The organism is Blautia sp. MCC269, assembly GCF_018785655.1.
Taxonomy (GTDB): Bacteria; Bacillota; Clostridia; order Lachnospirales; family Lachnospiraceae; genus Blautia_A.
In genome coordinates this window covers 157,113-175,796 of sequence record NZ_WQQE01000008.1, presented here as the reverse complement: position 1 = coordinate 175,796, position 18,684 = coordinate 157,113, and the positions used below count along the sequence as shown (strand labels likewise).

General features: G+C 45.7%; 15 protein-coding genes. 10 read left to right on the top strand and 5 right to left on the bottom strand.

Annotation, left to right across the window (positions count from 1 at the left end; genetic code table 11):
- The first annotated feature begins 71 nt into the window (after positions 1–71).
- From GPK88_RS02890 to GPK88_RS02855, 8 genes are all read left to right on the top strand, one after another.
- A complete protein-coding gene (locus GPK88_RS02890) occupies positions 72–1,004 on the top strand; it encodes a GTP-binding protein (protein ID WP_173762727.1) in 933 nt (310 codons plus the stop codon).
- Positions 988–2,022, top strand: a complete 1,035-nt coding sequence (locus GPK88_RS02885) for a DUF3878 family protein (protein WP_173762728.1) — start codon at positions 988–990, stop codon at positions 2,020–2,022. The genes GPK88_RS02890 and GPK88_RS02885 overlap by 17 nt, the downstream gene beginning before the upstream one ends.
- Before the next feature lie 137 nt (positions 2,023–2,159).
- Positions 2,160–2,393: a polya polymerase gene (locus GPK88_RS02880; RefSeq protein WP_118169595.1), complete on the top strand. Its 234-nt coding sequence runs from the start codon at positions 2,160–2,162 to the stop codon at positions 2,391–2,393.
- Positions 2,394–2,604: 211 nt separating this feature from the next.
- Positions 2,605–3,798 carry a CobW family GTP-binding protein gene (locus tag GPK88_RS02875; RefSeq protein ID WP_174095581.1) on the top strand — a complete coding sequence of 398 codons (1,194 nt, stop codon included), beginning with the start codon at positions 2,605–2,607 and terminating at the stop codon, positions 3,796–3,798.
- A gap of 94 nt (positions 3,799–3,892) precedes the next feature.
- Positions 3,893–4,843: a TIGR03943 family putative permease subunit gene (locus GPK88_RS02870; protein WP_021977126.1), complete on the top strand. Its 951-nt coding sequence runs from the start codon at positions 3,893–3,895 to the stop codon at positions 4,841–4,843.
- A gap of 13 nt (positions 4,844–4,856) precedes the next feature.
- The gene (pth, locus tag GPK88_RS02865; RefSeq protein WP_021977127.1) at positions 4,857–5,435 is read left to right on the top strand and encodes an aminoacyl-tRNA hydrolase; all 579 of its coding nucleotides are present in this window, start codon (positions 4,857–4,859) and stop codon (positions 5,433–5,435) included.
- Positions 5,436–5,442: 7 nt separating this feature from the next.
- Positions 5,443–8,769: a transcription-repair coupling factor gene (gene mfd, locus GPK88_RS02860; RefSeq protein ID WP_173762730.1), complete on the top strand. Its 3,327-nt coding sequence runs from the start codon at positions 5,443–5,445 to the stop codon at positions 8,767–8,769.
- Between the two features lie 213 nt (positions 8,770–8,982).
- The gene (locus GPK88_RS02855) at positions 8,983–10,149 is read left to right on the top strand and encodes an FKBP-type peptidylprolyl isomerase (RefSeq protein WP_173762731.1); all 1,167 of its coding nucleotides are present in this window, start codon (positions 8,983–8,985) and stop codon (positions 10,147–10,149) included.
- A 76-nt stretch (positions 10,150–10,225) separates the two neighbouring features.
- Here GPK88_RS02855 and GPK88_RS02850 read toward each other — a convergent pair whose 3' ends face one another.
- Both GPK88_RS02850 and GPK88_RS02845 read right to left on the bottom strand, forming a co-directional pair.
- Positions 10,226–11,023, bottom strand: a complete 798-nt coding sequence (locus GPK88_RS02850) for an HAD family hydrolase (protein WP_244092622.1) — start codon at positions 11,021–11,023, stop codon at positions 10,226–10,228.
- 10 nt (positions 11,024–11,033) lie between these two features.
- Positions 11,034–12,248, bottom strand: a complete 1,215-nt coding sequence (locus GPK88_RS02845) for a DUF4317 domain-containing protein (protein WP_173762733.1) — start codon at positions 12,246–12,248, stop codon at positions 11,034–11,036.
- Between the two features lie 641 nt (positions 12,249–12,889).
- Between GPK88_RS02845 and GPK88_RS02840 the strand changes: the two genes are divergently transcribed.
- Positions 12,890–13,891, top strand: a complete 1,002-nt coding sequence (locus GPK88_RS02840) for a FliH/SctL family protein (protein WP_173762734.1) — start codon at positions 12,890–12,892, stop codon at positions 13,889–13,891.
- 166 nt (positions 13,892–14,057) lie between these two features.
- Here GPK88_RS02840 and GPK88_RS02835 read toward each other — a convergent pair whose 3' ends face one another.
- Positions 14,058–14,702: a phosphoribosyltransferase gene (locus GPK88_RS02835; protein WP_148446119.1), complete on the bottom strand. Its 645-nt coding sequence runs from the start codon at positions 14,700–14,702 to the stop codon at positions 14,058–14,060.
- A gap of 307 nt (positions 14,703–15,009) precedes the next feature.
- Complete coding sequence (locus tag GPK88_RS02830) at positions 15,010–15,462, bottom strand: Hsp20/alpha crystallin family protein (protein ID WP_148446117.1); 453 nt, start codon at positions 15,460–15,462, stop codon at positions 15,010–15,012.
- Positions 15,463–16,138: 676 nt separating this feature from the next.
- On the opposite strand from GPK88_RS02830, the gene GPK88_RS02825 reads away from it, so the two are divergent.
- Complete coding sequence (locus GPK88_RS02825; protein ID WP_173762946.1) at positions 16,139–17,770, top strand: glycoside hydrolase family 36 protein; 1,632 nt, start codon at positions 16,139–16,141, stop codon at positions 17,768–17,770.
- A 15-nt stretch (positions 17,771–17,785) separates the two neighbouring features.
- Here GPK88_RS02825 and GPK88_RS02820 read toward each other — a convergent pair whose 3' ends face one another.
- Positions 17,786–18,631 carry an AraC family transcriptional regulator gene (locus GPK88_RS02820; RefSeq protein WP_148446113.1) on the bottom strand — a complete coding sequence of 282 codons (846 nt, stop codon included), beginning with the start codon at positions 18,629–18,631 and terminating at the stop codon, positions 17,786–17,788.
- Positions 18,632–18,684 lie beyond the last annotated feature (53 nt).

The following is an 18,684-nucleotide window of genomic DNA, read 5'->3' as shown; positions in this document are numbered from 1 at the left end:
AGATTATATACTGGTAACAGTCCGGTGTCTGCCGGACAGGAGTATTATTGAGATAAAGTAAAGGAAGAAATATGATAAAAATTGATCTGATAACCGGATTTCTCGGATCCGGGAAGACAACATTTATAAAAAAATATGCCTCCTATCTTCTGAAAAAAGGCATGAACATCGGTATCCTGGAAAATGATTTCGGGGCAGTAAATGTGGATATGATGCTGCTTCAGGATCTGATGGGAGACAACTGTGAGCTGGAGATGGTTTCTGGTGGATGTGACGCGGACTGTCACAGACGTCGATTTAAGACAAAACTGATCGCCATGGGAATGTGCGGTTATGACCGTGTGATCGTGGAACCATCCGGAATCTTTGATGTGGATGAGTTTTTTGACGCCCTCCATGAGGAACCACTGGATAAGTGGTATGAGATCGGAAATGTGATCGCTATTGTGGATGCCAAGCTTGCGGAGGATTTTTCTGCGGAAGCGGATTATCTGCTGGCTTCTGAGGTGGCAGATGCAGGTTGCGTACTTCTGAGCAGGAGTCAGGAAGCCACAGAGGAAGAGATCCACAGCACAAAGGAACATCTCAACCGTGCACTTGGTCAGATCCAGTGTAAGCGCCGTCTGGACAGCGAAATCATGGATAAAAACTGGGATGATTTTACAGACGAAGATTTGGAAAAGATCTTGAACTGCAGGTATGTGGCAGAAGATTATGTGAAAGAATCCTATGCAGAAGGCGGTGGATTTGATTCCCTGTTTTTTATGAATGTTCATAAGAGCGAAGAGGAACTTCGGGAAACAGCAGAAAAGATCTTGAACGACCCGTCCTGCGGAGATGTTTTCCGCGTAAAAGGTTTTCTTAAGAAAGAAGACGGACAGTGGCTGGAGCTGAATGCCACCCGCCATGAGATCTGTATCCAGCCAACGAAACTTGGCCAGGAGATCATGATCGTCATCGGAGAAAAACTGAACAAAGAGGTAATTGATGAATACTGGAAATAATACTGCGGGAAAAACAGCGCCGGAGAGATACGTTTCCGAGAAGGCTTTTGAAGAGTTGCCAGATGCTTTTCAGAAGCTTGCAGAGCTGCTTGGTGAAGATCAGTTTGAGCTGGTTGCAGTAAATGAAAAAGATTCTCAGGATATTTATGTACGGAACGGAGAGATACGTCTTGTGTATCTTATGAATGACGCTGTAGAAAGTTTTCTCATCTTCGGAAATGCCCGTATGACTGGTGTATACAAGCCGGACTATGAGGGGGAGATCCTGGCAGATCTAAGCCGTCAGGGAAGGGAATACATTCTGGTTGTGCATCAGGACGATTCGGTAGTGACGCTGTTTTTTGAAACCCTGACTCTGGAAAAACATCTCTACGATTACAGTCAGATCGGACATTTCTGGGTGGAAGGATATGAATATCTGCGGCAGCTGGAGTACCGTCTGGCGATCCTGCGTGACAAATATGATTATATTGGCGGGGACAGCTGCAATGCTCTGGAGGAGAAGCTTTCCGCACTGGTGGAGTTCCCACCTCTGAACTACTGCTGTTATCCGGCTGTTCCGGAGAAATATATTGTGCCCAGGGAAGAGCCGTGGATCCCTTCAGAAAGAGCTGTTTCGGTAATGAAAGAGATTGCACGTGAGGCGGGAGACTGCACTTTTGTCAGATGGCTGGGGATCTATCGGAGATTTCCGTTTAAATGGATAGCACGGAAGCTGGCAGGAATGCTTCACCGCACGAAACACATCCAGGTGACAATGTGCCTTTCCGGGAAACTGCAGGAAGCTTCTGCCGGATACGGAGATCGTTCTTTTGGAAAAGAAGCGGATGAACAGTTGAAAGTTCTGGTGGAAAAAGCCCGGGGAAAACAGGCAGAACTGAAAAAACAGGGAACAGAGTCGGAAGTGCTCAGGGAGGAACCTTTTACCATTGCCAGAGATTCTCTTGGATTTAAAGTTTATCTTATGAAATGGAACAAAGGAAGAAAAGACTGTACCGTTGAGATTGAAGAAATGTGACAAAGGAATTTGTTATTTACAGGAAATATCTGTGAAGTGTTTTTGCCCGGCGGGGATTGCTTTTTTAAAAACACTGGGGTATAATCTAACGGAAAGAGTTAAGAACAGCCCTTTAATTAAGAAAGGAGATTTTGAAAATGAAAGTAACACATATTACAGATATCGATAAATTTTTTGAGGTAATTGACAGCTGTAAAGGCAGAGTAGAGCTTGTAACAGGAGAGGGAGACAGACTGAACCTGAAATCCAAACTTTCTCAGTATGTATCTCTTGCAAACATCTTCTCCGGCGGTGAGATCCCGGAACTTGAGATCGTTGCAGCAGAGAAAGAGGACATCGACAAACTTATGAGCTTTATGATCAACGGCTGATAAGAGGAACGATTTTCAGGGATGTGAGCTTTTCACATCCCTGTCTTAATCTGGATGCAAAACAGAACACGAATGTCTGTTTTACAAAATGGATATAATGATAACAGAGAGAGAAACAAGAATTTTTCTCTTCCATCATGATCATAACAGGATACAACCAGGGGGTATAAACACTTCCTGGTCAAACTACGTTAAAAGGAGTGTATACAAAATGGTAAAAATTGATATTATCTCCGGTTTCCTTGGTGCCGGAAAAACAACTCTGATCAAAAAACTTCTGAAAGACGGATTTCAGGGTGAGCAGGTCGTGCTGATCGAGAACGAGTTTGGTGAGATCGGTATTGACGGTGGTTTCCTGAAAGAGGCCGGAATCCAGATCCGTGAGATGAATTCCGGATGTATCTGCTGCTCACTGGTTGGAGATTTCGGTACTTCCCTGAAAGAAGTTGTTACCAAATACAACCCGGACAGAATCCTCATCGAGCCATCCGGAGTTGGTAAACTTTCTGACGTTATCAAAGCTGTACAGGGTGTTCAGGATGAGGTTGACATCAAACTGAACAGCTATACAACTGTTGTTGATGCCAAGAAATGCAAGATGTACATGAAGAACTTCGGTGAGTTCTTTGACAATCAGATCCAGTATGCAGGCGCCATCATCATGAGCCGTACAGATATCGCAACTGAGAAGAAAGTTCAGGAGTCCCTGGAGCTTCTTCGCAGCCTGAATAAAGATGCAGCCATCATCACAACTCCGATTGAGAACCTTGACGGAAAGAAACTGGTAGAGGTTATGGAGCATCCGGTATCTCTGGAGCAGGAAATGCTTGAGGAAGAGCATGAGCATCATCACCATCATCATGATGACGAGTGTGGCTGCGGCCATGATCACGAAGAGCATGAGCATCACCATCACTACGACCATGATGAGGAGTGCGGCTGTGGACATGACCATGATCACGAAGAGCATGAGCACCATCATCACCATGACGAGGAGTGCGGCTGCGGCCATGACCACGACCATGACGGCGCGTGTGGCTGCGGCCATGATCACGAAGAGCATGAGCACCATCATCACCACGACGGTGAGTGCGGCTGTGGACATGACCATCATCACCATCATGCAGATGAGGTCTTCACAAGTTGGGGCCGTGAGACAATTAAAAAATTCACACGTGAGGGACTTGAGAAGATCCTTGAGGCACTTTCCGAGTCTGACAAATATGGTATCATCCTCCGTGCAAAAGGAATGCTTCCGGCAGAGGACGGAACATGGATCTATTTTGATATGGTTCCGGAAGAAACCGAGATCCGTGAGGGCGCACCGGAATATACAGGCCGTCTGTGCGTGATCGGTTCCAAACTTGATGAGCATGCTCTGGAAGAGCTTTTTGGAATCGCATAAAAACAGAACATAAGAGAAATTTTTCAGATTTTATATTACAGAAAGGAAATGGATACTGTCCGGATTAACGGATAGTATCTTACAGGATAAATTTATGGAAGAGATCAAAGTTCCCATTTATCTGATCACAGGTTTTCTGGAAAGTGGCAAGACCTCTTTCCTGAGCTTTACCCTGCAGCAGGATTATTTTCAGGTTGAGGGAAAAACACTTCTTATCCTCTGCGAAGAAGGAGAAGAGGAGTATGATGAGGAAGCCCTGAAAAAGAGCAACACCGTTGTGGAGGTTATCGACAGCGAGGAAGAACTGACACCGGAGAGACTTGCGGCAATGGATATCCTGCATCAGCCGGAACGTGTGATTATTGAGTACAATGGCATGTGGCTGGTAAGCAAGTTTGAAGAGATGGAAAAACCGGCGGGCTGGGGTGTGGAACAGCACATTACCTGTGTGGATGCCAGCACATTCCAGGTTTATATGGCCAACATGAAGTCCCTTTTTATGGACATGGTCCGTAATGCAGATATGGTTATCTTTAACCGCTGTCAGGAAGAGGATCCGCTTCCTTCCTACAGAAGAAGCATCAAGGTGGTAAACCAGCGTGCAGAGATCATCTTTGAGGATGAAGAAGGCGAGCTTGGTGATCTTTTTGAAGATGAGATGCCGTTTGATATTGATGCACCGGTGATCGATATCCTTCCGGAGGATTACGGCATCTGGTTTGTAGATTCCATGGATCATCCGGACCGTTACGTCGGAAAAACTGTCCATTTCAAGGCACGTGCCCTGAAACCGCGTGGAATGGGAAGCAAATTCTTTGTTCCAGGAAGAACAGCCATGACATGTTGTGCAGATGATACCACATTCCTGGGATATATCTGCAAAAGCGCTTTTGCCCCGAAGATTGCAGAAGGACAGTGGGTGGAAGTTACCGCGAAGGTTGCTTTTGAAAAGAGAATGGAATATCAGGGAGAGGGTATTGTACTTTATGCAGAGCATGTGGAAGTGTGCGAGCCTCTTGCTGATGAGATGGTATATTTCAACTAATTGAGGAGTTTTTATGTATTTAATTGCAGGTTTGGGAAATCCGGGAAAGCAGTATGAGGCTACCCGCCATAACATGGGATTTGACACCATCGACTGCCTTGTGGAGAAGCATAATATCCCACAGGGCGGCGTAAAATTTAATGCCATGTATGGAAAAAGCATCATCGGCGGTGAAAAAGCCATTCTGATGAAACCGCTTTCCTATATGAATTTAAGCGGCGGTCCGATTCAGGAGATGTCCAGCTATTTCAAGATCGATCCGGAGACAGAGCTGATCGTGATCTACGATGATATCGATCTGGAACCGGGACAGCTTCGTATCCGCAAAAAAGGCAGTGCAGGCGGACATAACGGGATCAAGGATATTATCCGTCGTCTTGGAACTGAGAAGTTTATCCGTATCCGTGTTGGTGTTGGTGCGAAACCGAAAGACTGGGATCTGGCAGATTTTGTGCTGGGTCATTTTTCGGACAGCGACCGCAAGCTTGTGGACGAGGGAATTAATGATGCGGCAGAGGCCGTAGAAATGATCCTGTCCGAGGGCGTGGATGCGGCGATGAATAAGTATAACAGGAAAAAGCCTAAGAATTGAGGTTTGTATGGAAGCATTTTTGCAGCCTCTGCAGGGCCTTGCAGAGTTTGAAGAAATAAAAAAGCGCTGTGGCGCAAACCGCGGAATTCTTAATGTTTCCGGATGTATGGAGTCCCAGAAAGTCCATCTGATGTATGGACTTTCCGGGCTTTTTCCATGTCATCTGATCCTTGCGGATGATGAACGTAACGCAAAGGAAATTTATGAGGATTACCGCTTCTATGACAAAAATGTATATTTTTATCCGGCAAAAGATCTTCTGTTTTTTCAGGCAGACATTCATGGAAATCTTCTGATCCGGCAGCGGATGCGTGTGATCCGGGCACTTCTGGAGCAGGAAGAAGTGACGGTGGTTACCAGCATAGACGGATGCATGGATTTTTTGATGCCTCTGGAAAAGATCAAAAGCAGCCTTCTTCATTTTAAAAGTGACAGTGTGATCGATCTGGATCAGCTGAAAGCAGATCTGGTGGATCTGGGATATGAGCGGGTTGGCCAGGTGGAGCTTCCGGGACAGTTTTCCGTGCGGGGAGGGATCATTGATATCTATCCGCTGACGGAGGAGAATCCATGGCGTATTGAACTCTGGAATGATGAGATCGATTCCATCCGGAGTTTTGATGCAGAAAGCCAGAGATCTCTGGAAAATATAGATGAGATCACCATTTATCCGGCTACAGAAAAGATGGACTGCGAGGATATGGTATCTTTCCTGGATTATTTTCCGGAAGAAAAAACACTGCTGTTTCTGGAGGAGCTGAACCATCTGGCAGAAAACGGCGAAGGTGTGGAGGAAGAGTACCGTCAGAGCCGCATGCACAGGGAGGAAAAAGGCGAGGCAAATCTTCCGGAACAGTGGCTCTGTGGTTTTCAGGAAGTGCAGAAGAAACTGAACAGACGGAACTGCGTGGCTGTGTCCGCACTTTCTCCGAGACGTTCCGGCTGGAAGATCAATGAGGAATTTGATCTCACGGTGAAATCTGTGGATTCTTACAACAGCAGTTTTGAACTTCTGGTAAAAGATCTTCTCCAGTATAAAAGCCAGGGGTACCGGATCGCCCTGCTTTCCGGTTCCAGGACAAGGGCAGAGCGTCTGGCAAAGGATCTCTCAGAGGAAGGCCTGAATGCTTTTTACAGCCAGGATACAGACCGTATCATAAGCCCCGGCGAGATCATGGTTGTTTATGGCCATGCGCGCCGTGGTTTCCAGTATCCGCTGATCAAATTTGCGGTGATGACGGAAACAGACATTTTCGGCAAAGAGCAGAAGAAGCGCAAAAAGAAGAAAAAGTACAGTGGAAACCGTATCCAGGATTTTGCGGAGCTTTCCATCGGGGATCTTGTTGTCCACGAAAAACATGGACTTGGAATTTATCGTGGAATCGAAAAAGTGGAAGTGGACCGAGTTGTAAAAGATTACATCAAGATTGAGTACCGTGGTGGCAGCAATCTCTACATCCTGGCAACCCAGTTGGATGCTTTGCAGAAATATTCCGGATCTTCCGAAAATGCAAAAACACCCAAGCTGAATAAACTTGGCGGACAGGAGTGGAACAAGACCAAGAGCCGTGTCCGGGGTGCGGTTAAAAATATCGCAAAAGAGTTGGTGGAGCTTTATGCGGTCCGCCAGGAAAAAGAGGGCTATGTCTGTGGCCCGGATACGGTCTGGCAGAAGGAATTTGAAGAAATGTTTCCTTATGAGGAGACAGAGGATCAGCTGGCAGCCATCGAGGATACCAAGAAGGACATGGAAAGTACCAAGATCATGGATCGTCTTGTGTGTGGTGACGTTGGTTACGGTAAGACGGAGGTTGCTTTAAGAGCTGCGTTTAAGGCAGTTCAGGAAAGCCGCCAGGTCGTTTATCTGGTGCCCACTACCATTCTTGCCCAACAGCATTACAACACCTTTGTGCAGCGTATGAAGGAATTTCCGGTGAAAGTGGATCTTCTCTGCCGGTTCCGTACTTCTGCCCAGCAGAAAAAGACCATCGAGGGGATCAAAAAAGGCCAGGTGGACATTGTGATCGGTACTCACAGGGTTCTTTCCAAAGATGTGGAATTTAAGAATCTGGGACTTCTGATCATTGATGAGGAACAGCGTTTCGGTGTCACTCATAAAGAAAAGATCAAGCAGATGAAAAAAGATGTGGATGTGCTGACACTGACTGCAACTCCGATTCCCCGAACTCTTCATATGAGTCTCATTGGTATCCGTGACATGAGTGTTCTGGAAGAGCCGCCTATGGACCGTGTGCCGATCCAGACGTATGTTATGGAATATGATGAGGAGACTGTCCGGGAGGCTATCCGCAGGGAACTTCGACGTGGCGGCCAGGTTTATTATGTATACAATCGGGTTAATGATATTGCGGAGGTAGCTCTTCGCATATCGAAGCTGGTGCCGGAAGCCAGGGTGGATTTTGCCCATGGTCAGATGAGCCAGAGGGAACTGGAGCAGGTGATGTATGATTTTATCAACGGAGATGTGGATGTACTGGTTTCCACTACCATTATTGAGACGGGACTGGATATCTCCAATGTAAATACCATGATCATCCATGATTCCGATCGATATGGTCTTTCTCAGCTGTATCAGCTTCGCGGACGTGTAGGACGTTCTAACCGTACTGCCTATGCGTTTCTGATGTATACGAAGAATAAGATGCTTCAGGAGACAGCGGAAAAGCGACTCAGCGCCATGCGGGAATATTCGGATCTTGGAAGCGGCTTTAAGATCGCCATGAAGGATCTGGAGCTCCGTGGAGCAGGAAATCTTCTTGGAGCTCAGCAGCATGGCCATATGAACGCGGTGGGCTATGACCTTTACTGCAAGATGCTCAGTGAGGCTGTCAAGGAGGCTAAGGGAATCCAGACTATGGATGATTTTGAGACGACCATTGATCTTAATATCGATGCATTTATTCCGGATTCCTACATCAGCAACGAATTTCAGAAACTGGATATTTACAAGCGAATTGCCGGTATTGAGAGTCAGCAGGAGTATGACGATATGCTGGAAGAGCTGATCGACCGTTTTGGTGAGCCGACGAAAGCAGTACTGAATCTTCTTGCCATTGCAAGACTGAAGGCCCTTGCTCATCAGGGATATGTGACGGAGATCAAGCAGCTTGGAAAAGATGTCCGGATCACGCTCTATGAAAAGGCTAAGCTGGATCCCGCAGGTATCCCGGCTATTATGGCGCAGTACCGGAGAGGTTTGCAGTTTAAGGCTGATCATGAGCCGAAATTTATCCTGACACCACAGGGAAGGCTGATCGAAGAGTTGATGAAGTTTGCGGGGGAGTTGGCAAAACTGGCAGAGCCACTGGAGTAAAGGGAAGAATCAGCTAAGCTTAGGGTTATCCACGGGAAAAAACATCCGGTCTGTGGATACCGGATATTTTCCCGGAAAGACTTGTGGATAATTTGTGAAATGTCGTGTAAGTTCGTGAAATTCCTTGCTCTTAAAGAGGAAAACGTTTATAATTAAGCATTATGGAATAAGAGCCGGACCGTGATTTTTATGGACGGATAGATGGAGGATGAAATGAAAAATTCAGTAAAAAAAGCGGCAGTTACCGCTCTTGTCTGCGTTACAGCAGCAGGAATGATGGCAGGCTGCGGAAATAAAAAACTCGACGGCACAAAGACTGCAGTGACAGTGAATAAGCAGGAGATCCCGCTTGGTGTTGTAAGTCTTGCGGCACGTATGCAGCAGGCACAGGCTGAGGCTATGTACAGGATGTATCTTGGCGGCGGAAGCGACATGTCTATCTGGAGTACCAAGATGGGTGATGATTCCGATGAGACTTACGGTGAGAATGCGGTAACAACATCCGTTGAGACTGTTGAGAAAATGTGCCTGGAGAAGGAGCACGCTTCCGAGTATAATGTGGAGATCTCCGAGGATGAGCAGAAGGCTCTTGAGGAAGCTGCCAAGAACTTTATTGCAGCAAACTCTGATGAGACAATTGCAGAGCTTGCAGTTGATGAAGATATGGTGAAAACTTTCCTGGAGCTTGAGACTTACGATGTGAAAATGAAAGACGCCATTGAGGCCAAGGCAGACGTGAAGCTGGATGAGAAAGAATATCAGCAGATGTCTTTCAGCTATGCAAGCGCGAAGGTCAGCGGAGATGATCTTTCTGATGATGATATCAAGACAAATAAAGAGAATCTCCAGAAATTCTTTGACAAGGTTAAAGAAGATCCTACTGCAGACTTCAATACTCTTGGAGATGAGATTTCTAAAGATATGACAGCAACAACCGGTACCTGTCCGACTTATGAGGAAGGCGATGACAGTGCGGCTAACGGAACTACTTATCCGGATGAGGTCCGTACCGCATTAAGAAAACTGGATGAAGGTGCACTGAACGAGGAGATTATCAAGACAGATTCCGTATGGTATGTGGTAAGACTGGATTCCAAGAATGATGAAACAGCAACAGAGAGTAAGAAAGAGTCTCTGACAAATACCAAGAAGGATGATTTTTATAACGATACTACAGATGGCTGGAAAAAGAAAGCGGATATCAAAGAAGAGACAAAACTGATCAAGAAGATCAAGATCACAGATAATCACAGCTTTACGATCCAGACTCCAACTCCGACACCGGATTCGGATGTGACTGAGACTCCGGCGGCTGAGGATTCTACTGCAGCAGATTCTACAGAGGTTGAGGCAACTGCTACACCGGAAGCTGAGAAATAAATAAAAAAGTTATATTAAGAGTATAAAAAACGGGCAATGTACCATTTATCGTACATTGCCCGTTTTTTTTATCAAATCAGATCAGTTTGAAATGTTCCAGTGCGTTGCAGATTCCATCTTTATCAACAGCGCTTGTCTGATATGTGCAGTCCTTTTCGATATCGCCATAGGAGTTGCCCATGGCCACGCTGATTCCGGCTGCTTTCAGCATGGGGAGATCGTTGGGACTGTCTCCGAATGCGTAACTGTTTTCTTTCGGAATGGAAAGACGGTCCAGGAGAAATTTCATGCCTGTGGCTTTGCTGGTGCCTTTCTGTGTGACTTCCCAGATTCCGTCTCCGTGTTCAAAATAGGTGTAATGGTCATTGCAGAAACTGCGAAATTTTTCTACATTGGAGTCTGGCAGCATGTGTACCAGGAACTTGTCGTAGGAGTAGGTGCAGGCGTCTTCACGGTTAAATTTCGTGATGTCTACCATTGGGATTTCTTTCCGCATTCTGGCTCCGAATTCGGACTGTGCCGGGGATGCGCCATCGTACAGAATCTCGGTGTTGGATTCAAAGAGTGCTTCGATCTTGCATTTGCGGAGAAGATTCACGGTTTCTTTGCACAGAAGGTTGGGTACTGTGCGGAAGAAGAGCAGTTTGTTATCCATGTAAATGTGGGTTCCACAGCCGTATATATAGCCATCGAAATGGAGGTCTGAGAGTTCAGAGGGCATCATGGCTTTGGTGCGGCCGGTGTTGATGAAGAGGAGATGGCCGTTTTCGTGGGCTTTTTTGAGGGCGAGGCTGGTGCTTTCCGGAACCTTGAATGGGTGTGGGGTGAGCAGTGTGCCGTCTATGTCGAAGAATAAGATTTTTTTATTGTTCATAAGGTCTCCTTTAAAATGGGATTTCTTCTTCGGTGTCAGTGTTATTAATATTGTTAGTATCATTAACAGGAATGGATTCTGCTGTTGTATTTTCAGCAGAGTTCAGTGCGCTGACACGGATGCCATTGAGCTCTACTTCGCTTTCCATGGGGATCACCAGGCATTTGCGGCCATCGATGATCCGGGTTTCTACCAGGTCTGCGCGGTCTGGTGCTACATGGATCACCACGTCCGGAGTCTTGATCTCAAATTTTCTGGTGTTGGTGATATTGGATGCTACCAGGGAAGATTTTTCGCCTGCGGCAAGTTCGTATTGTTCATCAAAGTTCTGGAGTTTTTCGTCTTCTACGCCGCATTCTTCGAAGAGGCGTTTTACCTCGGATTTGGTGAGGACTACTGGTTCCGGTTCGTCTTTCTGGGATTCGATGAGGTCGTTAAGTTTTTCGTGGATCTCAAGGACGGTATCGTAGGCGCAGTCATCGCCGAGGGTTTCTTCAACCAGAGCGTTGAATGAGTCGCGCTGGGTTGCTGCGGACAGTGGTGTGGTACAGCCGAAGACTTCTTCCATCATGGTGGAGCGGAGGTTTTCGGCGTTTTTTGTGTAGTAGAGGAGGCCATGGATATCGGTGCTGCGGTCATTGAACTGTGGGAAGAGGAAGCCCCAGTCGGGCATTTCTACCAGCCAGTCGCGGATGCGGTCTTCGATGTTGTTGGTCTCTACGTTGTAGTGCAGGCCTGCCTTGGAGAGTTTGACGGGGCAGATGCTGCAGAGGATGTGGTCGTAGATCTCATCGGAGGCGTCGAACATTTCGGCTCCGTCTGAGGATTTTCCGGGGATGTCGTAGACTGCGTGGATGAGGATGATGTAGTAGTTTTCGCCGTAGTCGTAGTTTTCGATAATTTTGTCGTAGAAGGCTTCGGTGAGGGTGTCGTCGGTGAGTTTGCTTTCACGAAGCTTCATAAGGAAGTTCTGGGTTCCGCCTTCCGCTTCCTGGTCCAGAGGAAATTCCATGTTGATGAGGTTTTTTCCGATGGTGCCGGTGAGGGTTTTTCGGAAGATGTCGAAGTATTTGAAAGTTTCTTCTTCTGATAAGGATAAAAAGGCTTCTTTGAGTTCGGTTTTTTTGTTTTTTTCGCCGTCTACGTAACAGCCGCAGATGCGGGTGATGGAACATCGGTCGGGGGTGAACTGTTTTTTTATTTCTGCGATTTCTTTTTTATTCATGTGTGGTTTACCTCGGTTTTTTGATTAGTTTGATTATAGCACAGGTGTTTGGTGGGGGCAAGGTTGTGAAAGGGACGCCCGGGAGGTGTGTGCGGTCTGTCGCTGGGGCTTCGTCGGGGACTGGCTTCTAGGCTGCCGGGAATCTGCTAAAAGCGTTTTCCAAAAGTCCGAACTCGCTTCGCTCAAACAGCGAACTTTTGAAAAACAACGCAGATTTCCACCAGCCAAGAATCAGCTCCCCTCCTGCAGAGCCAGTGACAGACCGCACACACCTCCCGGGCTGATCTTTCAGAGTGGTAGGTAGAGTGGTCTGACGGGAGTTGGATGAGCCATCAGCGCTGCGCTGGATGGCTGGGAGGAAAGGCTGAGATTGTTTGTGGTTTGGCGGGAGGGTTGTGAGTGTCGGCGTGTTGCTGGACGCGTAGAAGTTGAGTAGTGTCGAATTTTTGGGATGGATTTTTGTGGTGTTGTGATGGGATGTGTGGTATGATTTGTATATCTTATAAGATCTGGCCATTTATTTGGTTTCTTTTGGCTTCAATGTCTGAAGCGTTTTTTCAAAAACATTTATAAAAACTGTATACAAGGTTTCTGTAGTGTTTGTTTGATGGTATAATTATGGATACCAGAAGGAGTATTGTTTGAGTGATAATACGATTTTTGATGATGTTTTTCGTACTATGATGGAGAAGATGACATTTCTGGTCGTGCCTTTGATCAATGATGTTTTTCATACATCGTATCCGGCTGATGTGGAGATTGTGCAGCTGCGTAATGAGTATCAGCGGGTGGATGGTGAGATTATTACGGATTCGCGGTTGTTGATCGGAAATAAGATTTATCACATAGAATGTCAGAGTACGGATGACACGACGATGGCTGTACGGATGATCGAGTATGATTTTGCAACTGCTGTTGAGTTTGCCAGGAAGCAGGGACGGAGGTATCGGATGGAGTTTCCTCGTTCTTGTGTGTTGTATCTGAGAAGCGGTAGCAATACGCCGGATTTTCTGGAAGTGGATGTGGTTTTTCCGGATGGAAAATGTCATTTGTACAGAGTGCCCACGATTAAAGTTGATAATTATACAAAAGATAAGATATTTGAGAAAAGTCTTCTTATGCTGCTTCCTTTTTATATCATGAGATATGAGAAAAGAGGGCATGAGATGAGTGAGGATCCACAACTTTTTCAGGAATTGTTGAATGAATATGAAGTGATCCGGAGTAAGCTGAAAGTGGAGATTACTGAGGTTGGAAGGTCTGAACTGTTCAGTGATCTGATTGGACTGATCACTCGGATATCTGATTATATTTTCAGAAACGAGGAGAAAGTCCGGAAAGGAATAGGTGAGGTTATGGGCGGACATGTTCTGGAACTGGAATCTGAGAAAAGGGCAAGACTGCTTAAGGAAGCTAAAGAACAGGCTGAAGCATTAGGGCTAGAACGAGGGATGGCGCAAGGAATGGCGCAAGGAATGGCGCAAGGAATGGCACAAGGAATGGCGCAGGGAATGGCCCAAGGTGAGGAGCGTCTTAGCGTTCTGATCAACAGGCTTATCCTTGATGGCCGGGGTGATGAGATTCAGAAGGTTGTTACGGATAAAGAAATGCGTGAAGCCATGTATAGAGAATATCAATTATAAGCAGAAATTATAAAGAGGAAGTCATAGGGATATCAATGTCATTTATGAAGCATTGGTTGATATATGGCTTCTTCTTTGTTTGCAGATTTAGTGTGATATGAGTAAGTCCCCCGCGGGTTGTTGTTTTTTTGCAACCCAGGGAGGACTTCATTGATCTGGTTAAAATTTACAATACAGAATATCCATAGCTGCTGACAATGGCATCGATCTTCTGGCGGTTTTTGCACAGTGGGCAGTTGTCGGAGCGGTAAGAGTGATAGTCAGGGATGTCTCTGGCCTGGAAAATAGAGTGGACAGGGAGGGTAGCTACGCTGTCTACGCTACTGTAGATGGCTGCGACTCCGCGGATCTTGCCACCGTAATAGAGAACACTTTCGATGGCACGGTTCAGTGTGGAACCGGTGGTAATGGAACCGTTGAGGATGAGGATGTTTTTACCATTGATCATCGGCTCATAGTTGTCGCGGAAGATCATCTGTCCGGTGCTGTTGAATTCCGGTGTGATGACGTAAATGGTCTGATGAGCGTTCATGGAAAGTACACCGGCCTTGGTCAGTTCTTCGGCGAGATAGGCACCGATCACTTCAAGTCCATCCATGCAGACGATGGTGTCTACCGGAATGGATGCTTCATAATTTGCTGCGAGAGTGGCTGCGATACGCTGCGCTTCGGAGGATCTGGATTTCATGGTGGTGAGGTCCAGATAATGTGTGATATGAGACTGGGAAGTTACGAAATGTCCCGGAATCATTTTCAGCTGAATGCGGCTGTCACTACGTGCATAGATTTTAATCATTTTGTCCTGATCCATAATAAAAACCTCCTGTCATGATCGTGTTTTACGTGGCTGTTCAGGAGTATTGTCCTGAAAGATTGCGAAACAGATTTATTTAATGTGCATATTATACCATTAATTTCAAAAAAATGGAATAATGTACTGCAAAATATACAAAAAATATTCTGAAATACCAATAACTTTGTTAAAAAATACCCGATATTATGAATTCTTTGACAATGAGAATGCAGCGAAGTGGAATGCGAATGGCTGGTGTCAGGTATAAAAAGAGGAGGAGGGGAATCCCTGTGGATTCCCCTCCTCCTGTGAAAGTGAGTCATCGTTATCCTTCGATAGAAATGTATTTATCAGCTTCGATTTCCTGTGCTGCTTTCTTTGGAATAGAAAGTTTCAGGACGCCGTTTTCAAATTTGGCATGAACTTCATCGTTCTTTACACCATCCCCAACATAAAAGCTTCTGCTTGTACTGCCGGCGTAACGTTCACGGCGGATGTAGTTGCCCCTCTTATCCTGTTCGTCTTTGTCAAGGCCTTTGGCAGCGGAAATAGTAAGATATCCGTCTTTCAGCTGTACCTGTACTTCATCTTTCTTAAATCCAGGAAGATCTACATCCAGTTCATATCCTTTATCTGTTTCACGTACATCGGTTTTCATGATATTTTTGGCATGTTTGCCATAAAGAGGATTCTTACCACTAAAGAAGTTGTCTCTGAATCCAAAATCATCCATCCAGTCATCAAATAAGTTTTCTCCAAATACACTCGGGAACATCATAAGTCATTTCTCCTTTCAAATTGAAACGCCGTTCCGGTGGATCAAGAGATCCAACTGTTGTCGGTATATCGTTACCACTTTGGGTTATTCCGCAGTGGTGATTGTTTGGTTATTCTGAACATCCGGAAGCTCTTTTTTTATCTCTTCCTTTGTTCTATATGTAATATAACACTTGATGTTAGCAAAGTCAATAGGTGAGTGCTAAAATCACAATTTCTTCACATTTTCCCTTAAATGAAATAGTAATTTCCACAATTAGTCCTTTACGTTCTTATATTGAAATTAAGGGTGGAACTTAGTCCTGCAATAAGGTATCAAAAACAGGAGTGAGGCCTGACATATTTACAAATGTCTAATATACGAGTCACGGGTTGGATGAAAAATAGCAGAGACGAGTTTTACAAAGTGAACATTCTGCAATGTTATAAAAACTTTAAAGCATAGAAAAAAAACAAAAAATCAATATAATAAAGCATATAGATAAGTAGTATGAAAGAAAGCTTCCCATATGTTGTTTGGGTTTGTACAGATAATAGAAGGAAAGCGCTAAATAACAAGAACAGAAAGTGTGAAATGCTTATATCTAACAGAAGCAAGGAAGTCCCCTGCAGGGTTGTGAAAAGCAATCAACAATAAGCAGCGGGCAGGGACTTGCTCATATCAGGAGGAGAGAATAATGCAGAAAACATATGCAGATTTTAAACTTGGTGTACCGGATTATGTAACGGTGGAAACAGAAGATGAGAGACTGGTATGCCAGGGTGGGCAGCCGATCGTAACTGCCGGTGCAACTACCGTAGAATTTCAGGATGCGGGTGAACATGAGGATATATTTGTCACCTCAGAAGATGCAGTAAGATGTGTAAAACTGAGATGGAATTACAAGATCCCGAAATCCGCCAGATTCCTGGGAGATGCCTGGGAACGTACCTATGGTGATGTGGAATGGCATGGAATGAGCGGCAACCGTTATCTGCCATGGTATTTTTTGGCGAAGCTTTCTGAGAAAGTCCTCTGCTTTGGTGTAAAGGTCCGCCCTTCCGCTATGTGCTGCTGGCAGGCAGATACCAAGGGAATCACATTATTTCTGGATGTTCGCTGCGGTAATACAGGCGTACAGCTGAAAGGAAGAAAACTGCGTGCCGCACAGATCGTCTGCATGGAATCAGAAGGAGCAGATACTTTTGAGACTGCACAGGAATTCTGTAAAAAAATGTGTACAGATCCGATCTTCCCGGAATTTCCGGTATATGGAAGCAACAACTGGTACTATGCTTACGGCGACAGTTCCGAAGAGGAGATCTTAAGTGATACCGATTACATCCTGAAACTGACCGAAGGGGCGAAAAATCCTCCGTTCATGGTTATTGATGACTGCTGGCAGGAGCACCACCGCCTGGATGAATACAATGGTGGCCCATGGACAAAAGGTAATGCCAAGTTCCCGGATATGAAAGGTCTTGCAGACAAGCTGAAAGAAAAAGGTGTCCGCCCGGGTATTTGGGTACGTCTGCTTCTTAATGAGGATGAGAACATTCCGGACGAGTGGCGGATTTCCTATAATGACTGTCTCGATCCGTCCCATCCGGACGCACTGGCATATATCCGAGGAGATATCGAGCGTATCTGCGACTGGGGATACACTCTGATCAAACATGATTTTTCAACTTTTGATCTCTTTGGGAAATGGGGATTTGAGGCGAATTTAAGAGACAATTCCATGGAAAAATGGCATTTCTACGACCAGACCAAAACCAGCGCAGAAATTGTAAAAATGCTTTATCAGGAAGTTTATGATGCTTCCCGCAGCAACGACGCAGTGATCATCGGATGCAACACCATCGGACACCTGGGCGCAGGCCTGATGCACCTGAACCGGACCGGTGATGATACCAGTGGACGTATCTGGGAGCGTACCAGAAGAATGGGAGTAAATACACTGGCATTCCGTCTTCCACAGCACAATGCTTTTTATCATATTGATGCAGACTGCGTCGGCATTTTCGGAATGATCCCGTGGGATAAAAACCGCCAGTGGGCAGATGTTCTTGCAAAGAGCGGTACACCATTGTTTGTGTCCGCAAAACCCGGAGTCTTGAATCCGGAAGAATTTGAGGAGCTGCATCAGATCATGCTGCGGGCATCAGAACAGAAAGAGCATTTTGTTCCACTTGACTGGGAAGAGATCGACTGCCCGGAAGTATGGGGAGAAAATGGCGAGACCATCACTTACGACTGGTATGACAATGAAGGTCCGACCATGGATGCAACCGTGGAATACTACAATGCAAAGGTAGTTGTTCCGTAAATCCGAAGAAGGGATTCAGCAATCCAGAAGATCCTCGGCATGATGATATTTTTCCCGGTATTCCCGGGGCGTCATGCCGGTTTCTTTTTTGAAGGCACGGGAGAATGCAAAAGGATTCTGATATCCACAGGAGATCGCCACGCTGGATACAGGGATATCCGTGATCGTCAGAAGTTCCCTGGCATTGATGATCTTGGCGGAAGTCAGGAAAGCCTGGGGCGTGGTTCCAAGATGTTTTTTGAAAAGTCCGTAAAGGTGACTGCGGCTGATATGCAGATAGTCGGCAACATCGGTAACAGTAATATCCTGAAGCGGACTTTTTTTGATGTAATCAACAGCCTGTGTGATATAAAAATTCTCGTTGGATTCCATGGTCGTGTAGGAAGCATGAAATTCTTCCTCCAGCATGGCGATGATCCGGTAAAGACCACTCTGGATATAGGCTTCATTGGAGGGCGTCAGCTGCGGGTGAGTCATCATTTCAAGAATGGTTTCCTGATAGGGAAGAACCGAATCCAGCTGTTGGACCGGAGTTTCCTCAGTAAGATGGCAGTGTTCACAGAGGATGGGAGCGTTTTCTCCATTGAAACAGATCCAGATATAAGTCCAGGGATCAGAAGGTTCTGCTTTGTAGAGAGAGCTGGTCACAGGAGGAATGAAAAAGCACTGGCCGGCTTTCAGAGCATATTTTCGGTTATTCATATAGAAATATCCCTGTCCGTTCAGCACAAAGTGGATGGTGTAATATCGCCGGACACCAGGGCCGTAGGATTGTTCCGGCGTACATTTTTCCCATCCGCAGGAAATAAGATGAAGTTCTTTTGATGAAGTCTGGCGGTTCAGGACCTGTTTGTTTTCCATGGGAATTTCCTGCCTTTCGATGCATGATTATAGATAATATCAGTTTAAAATAT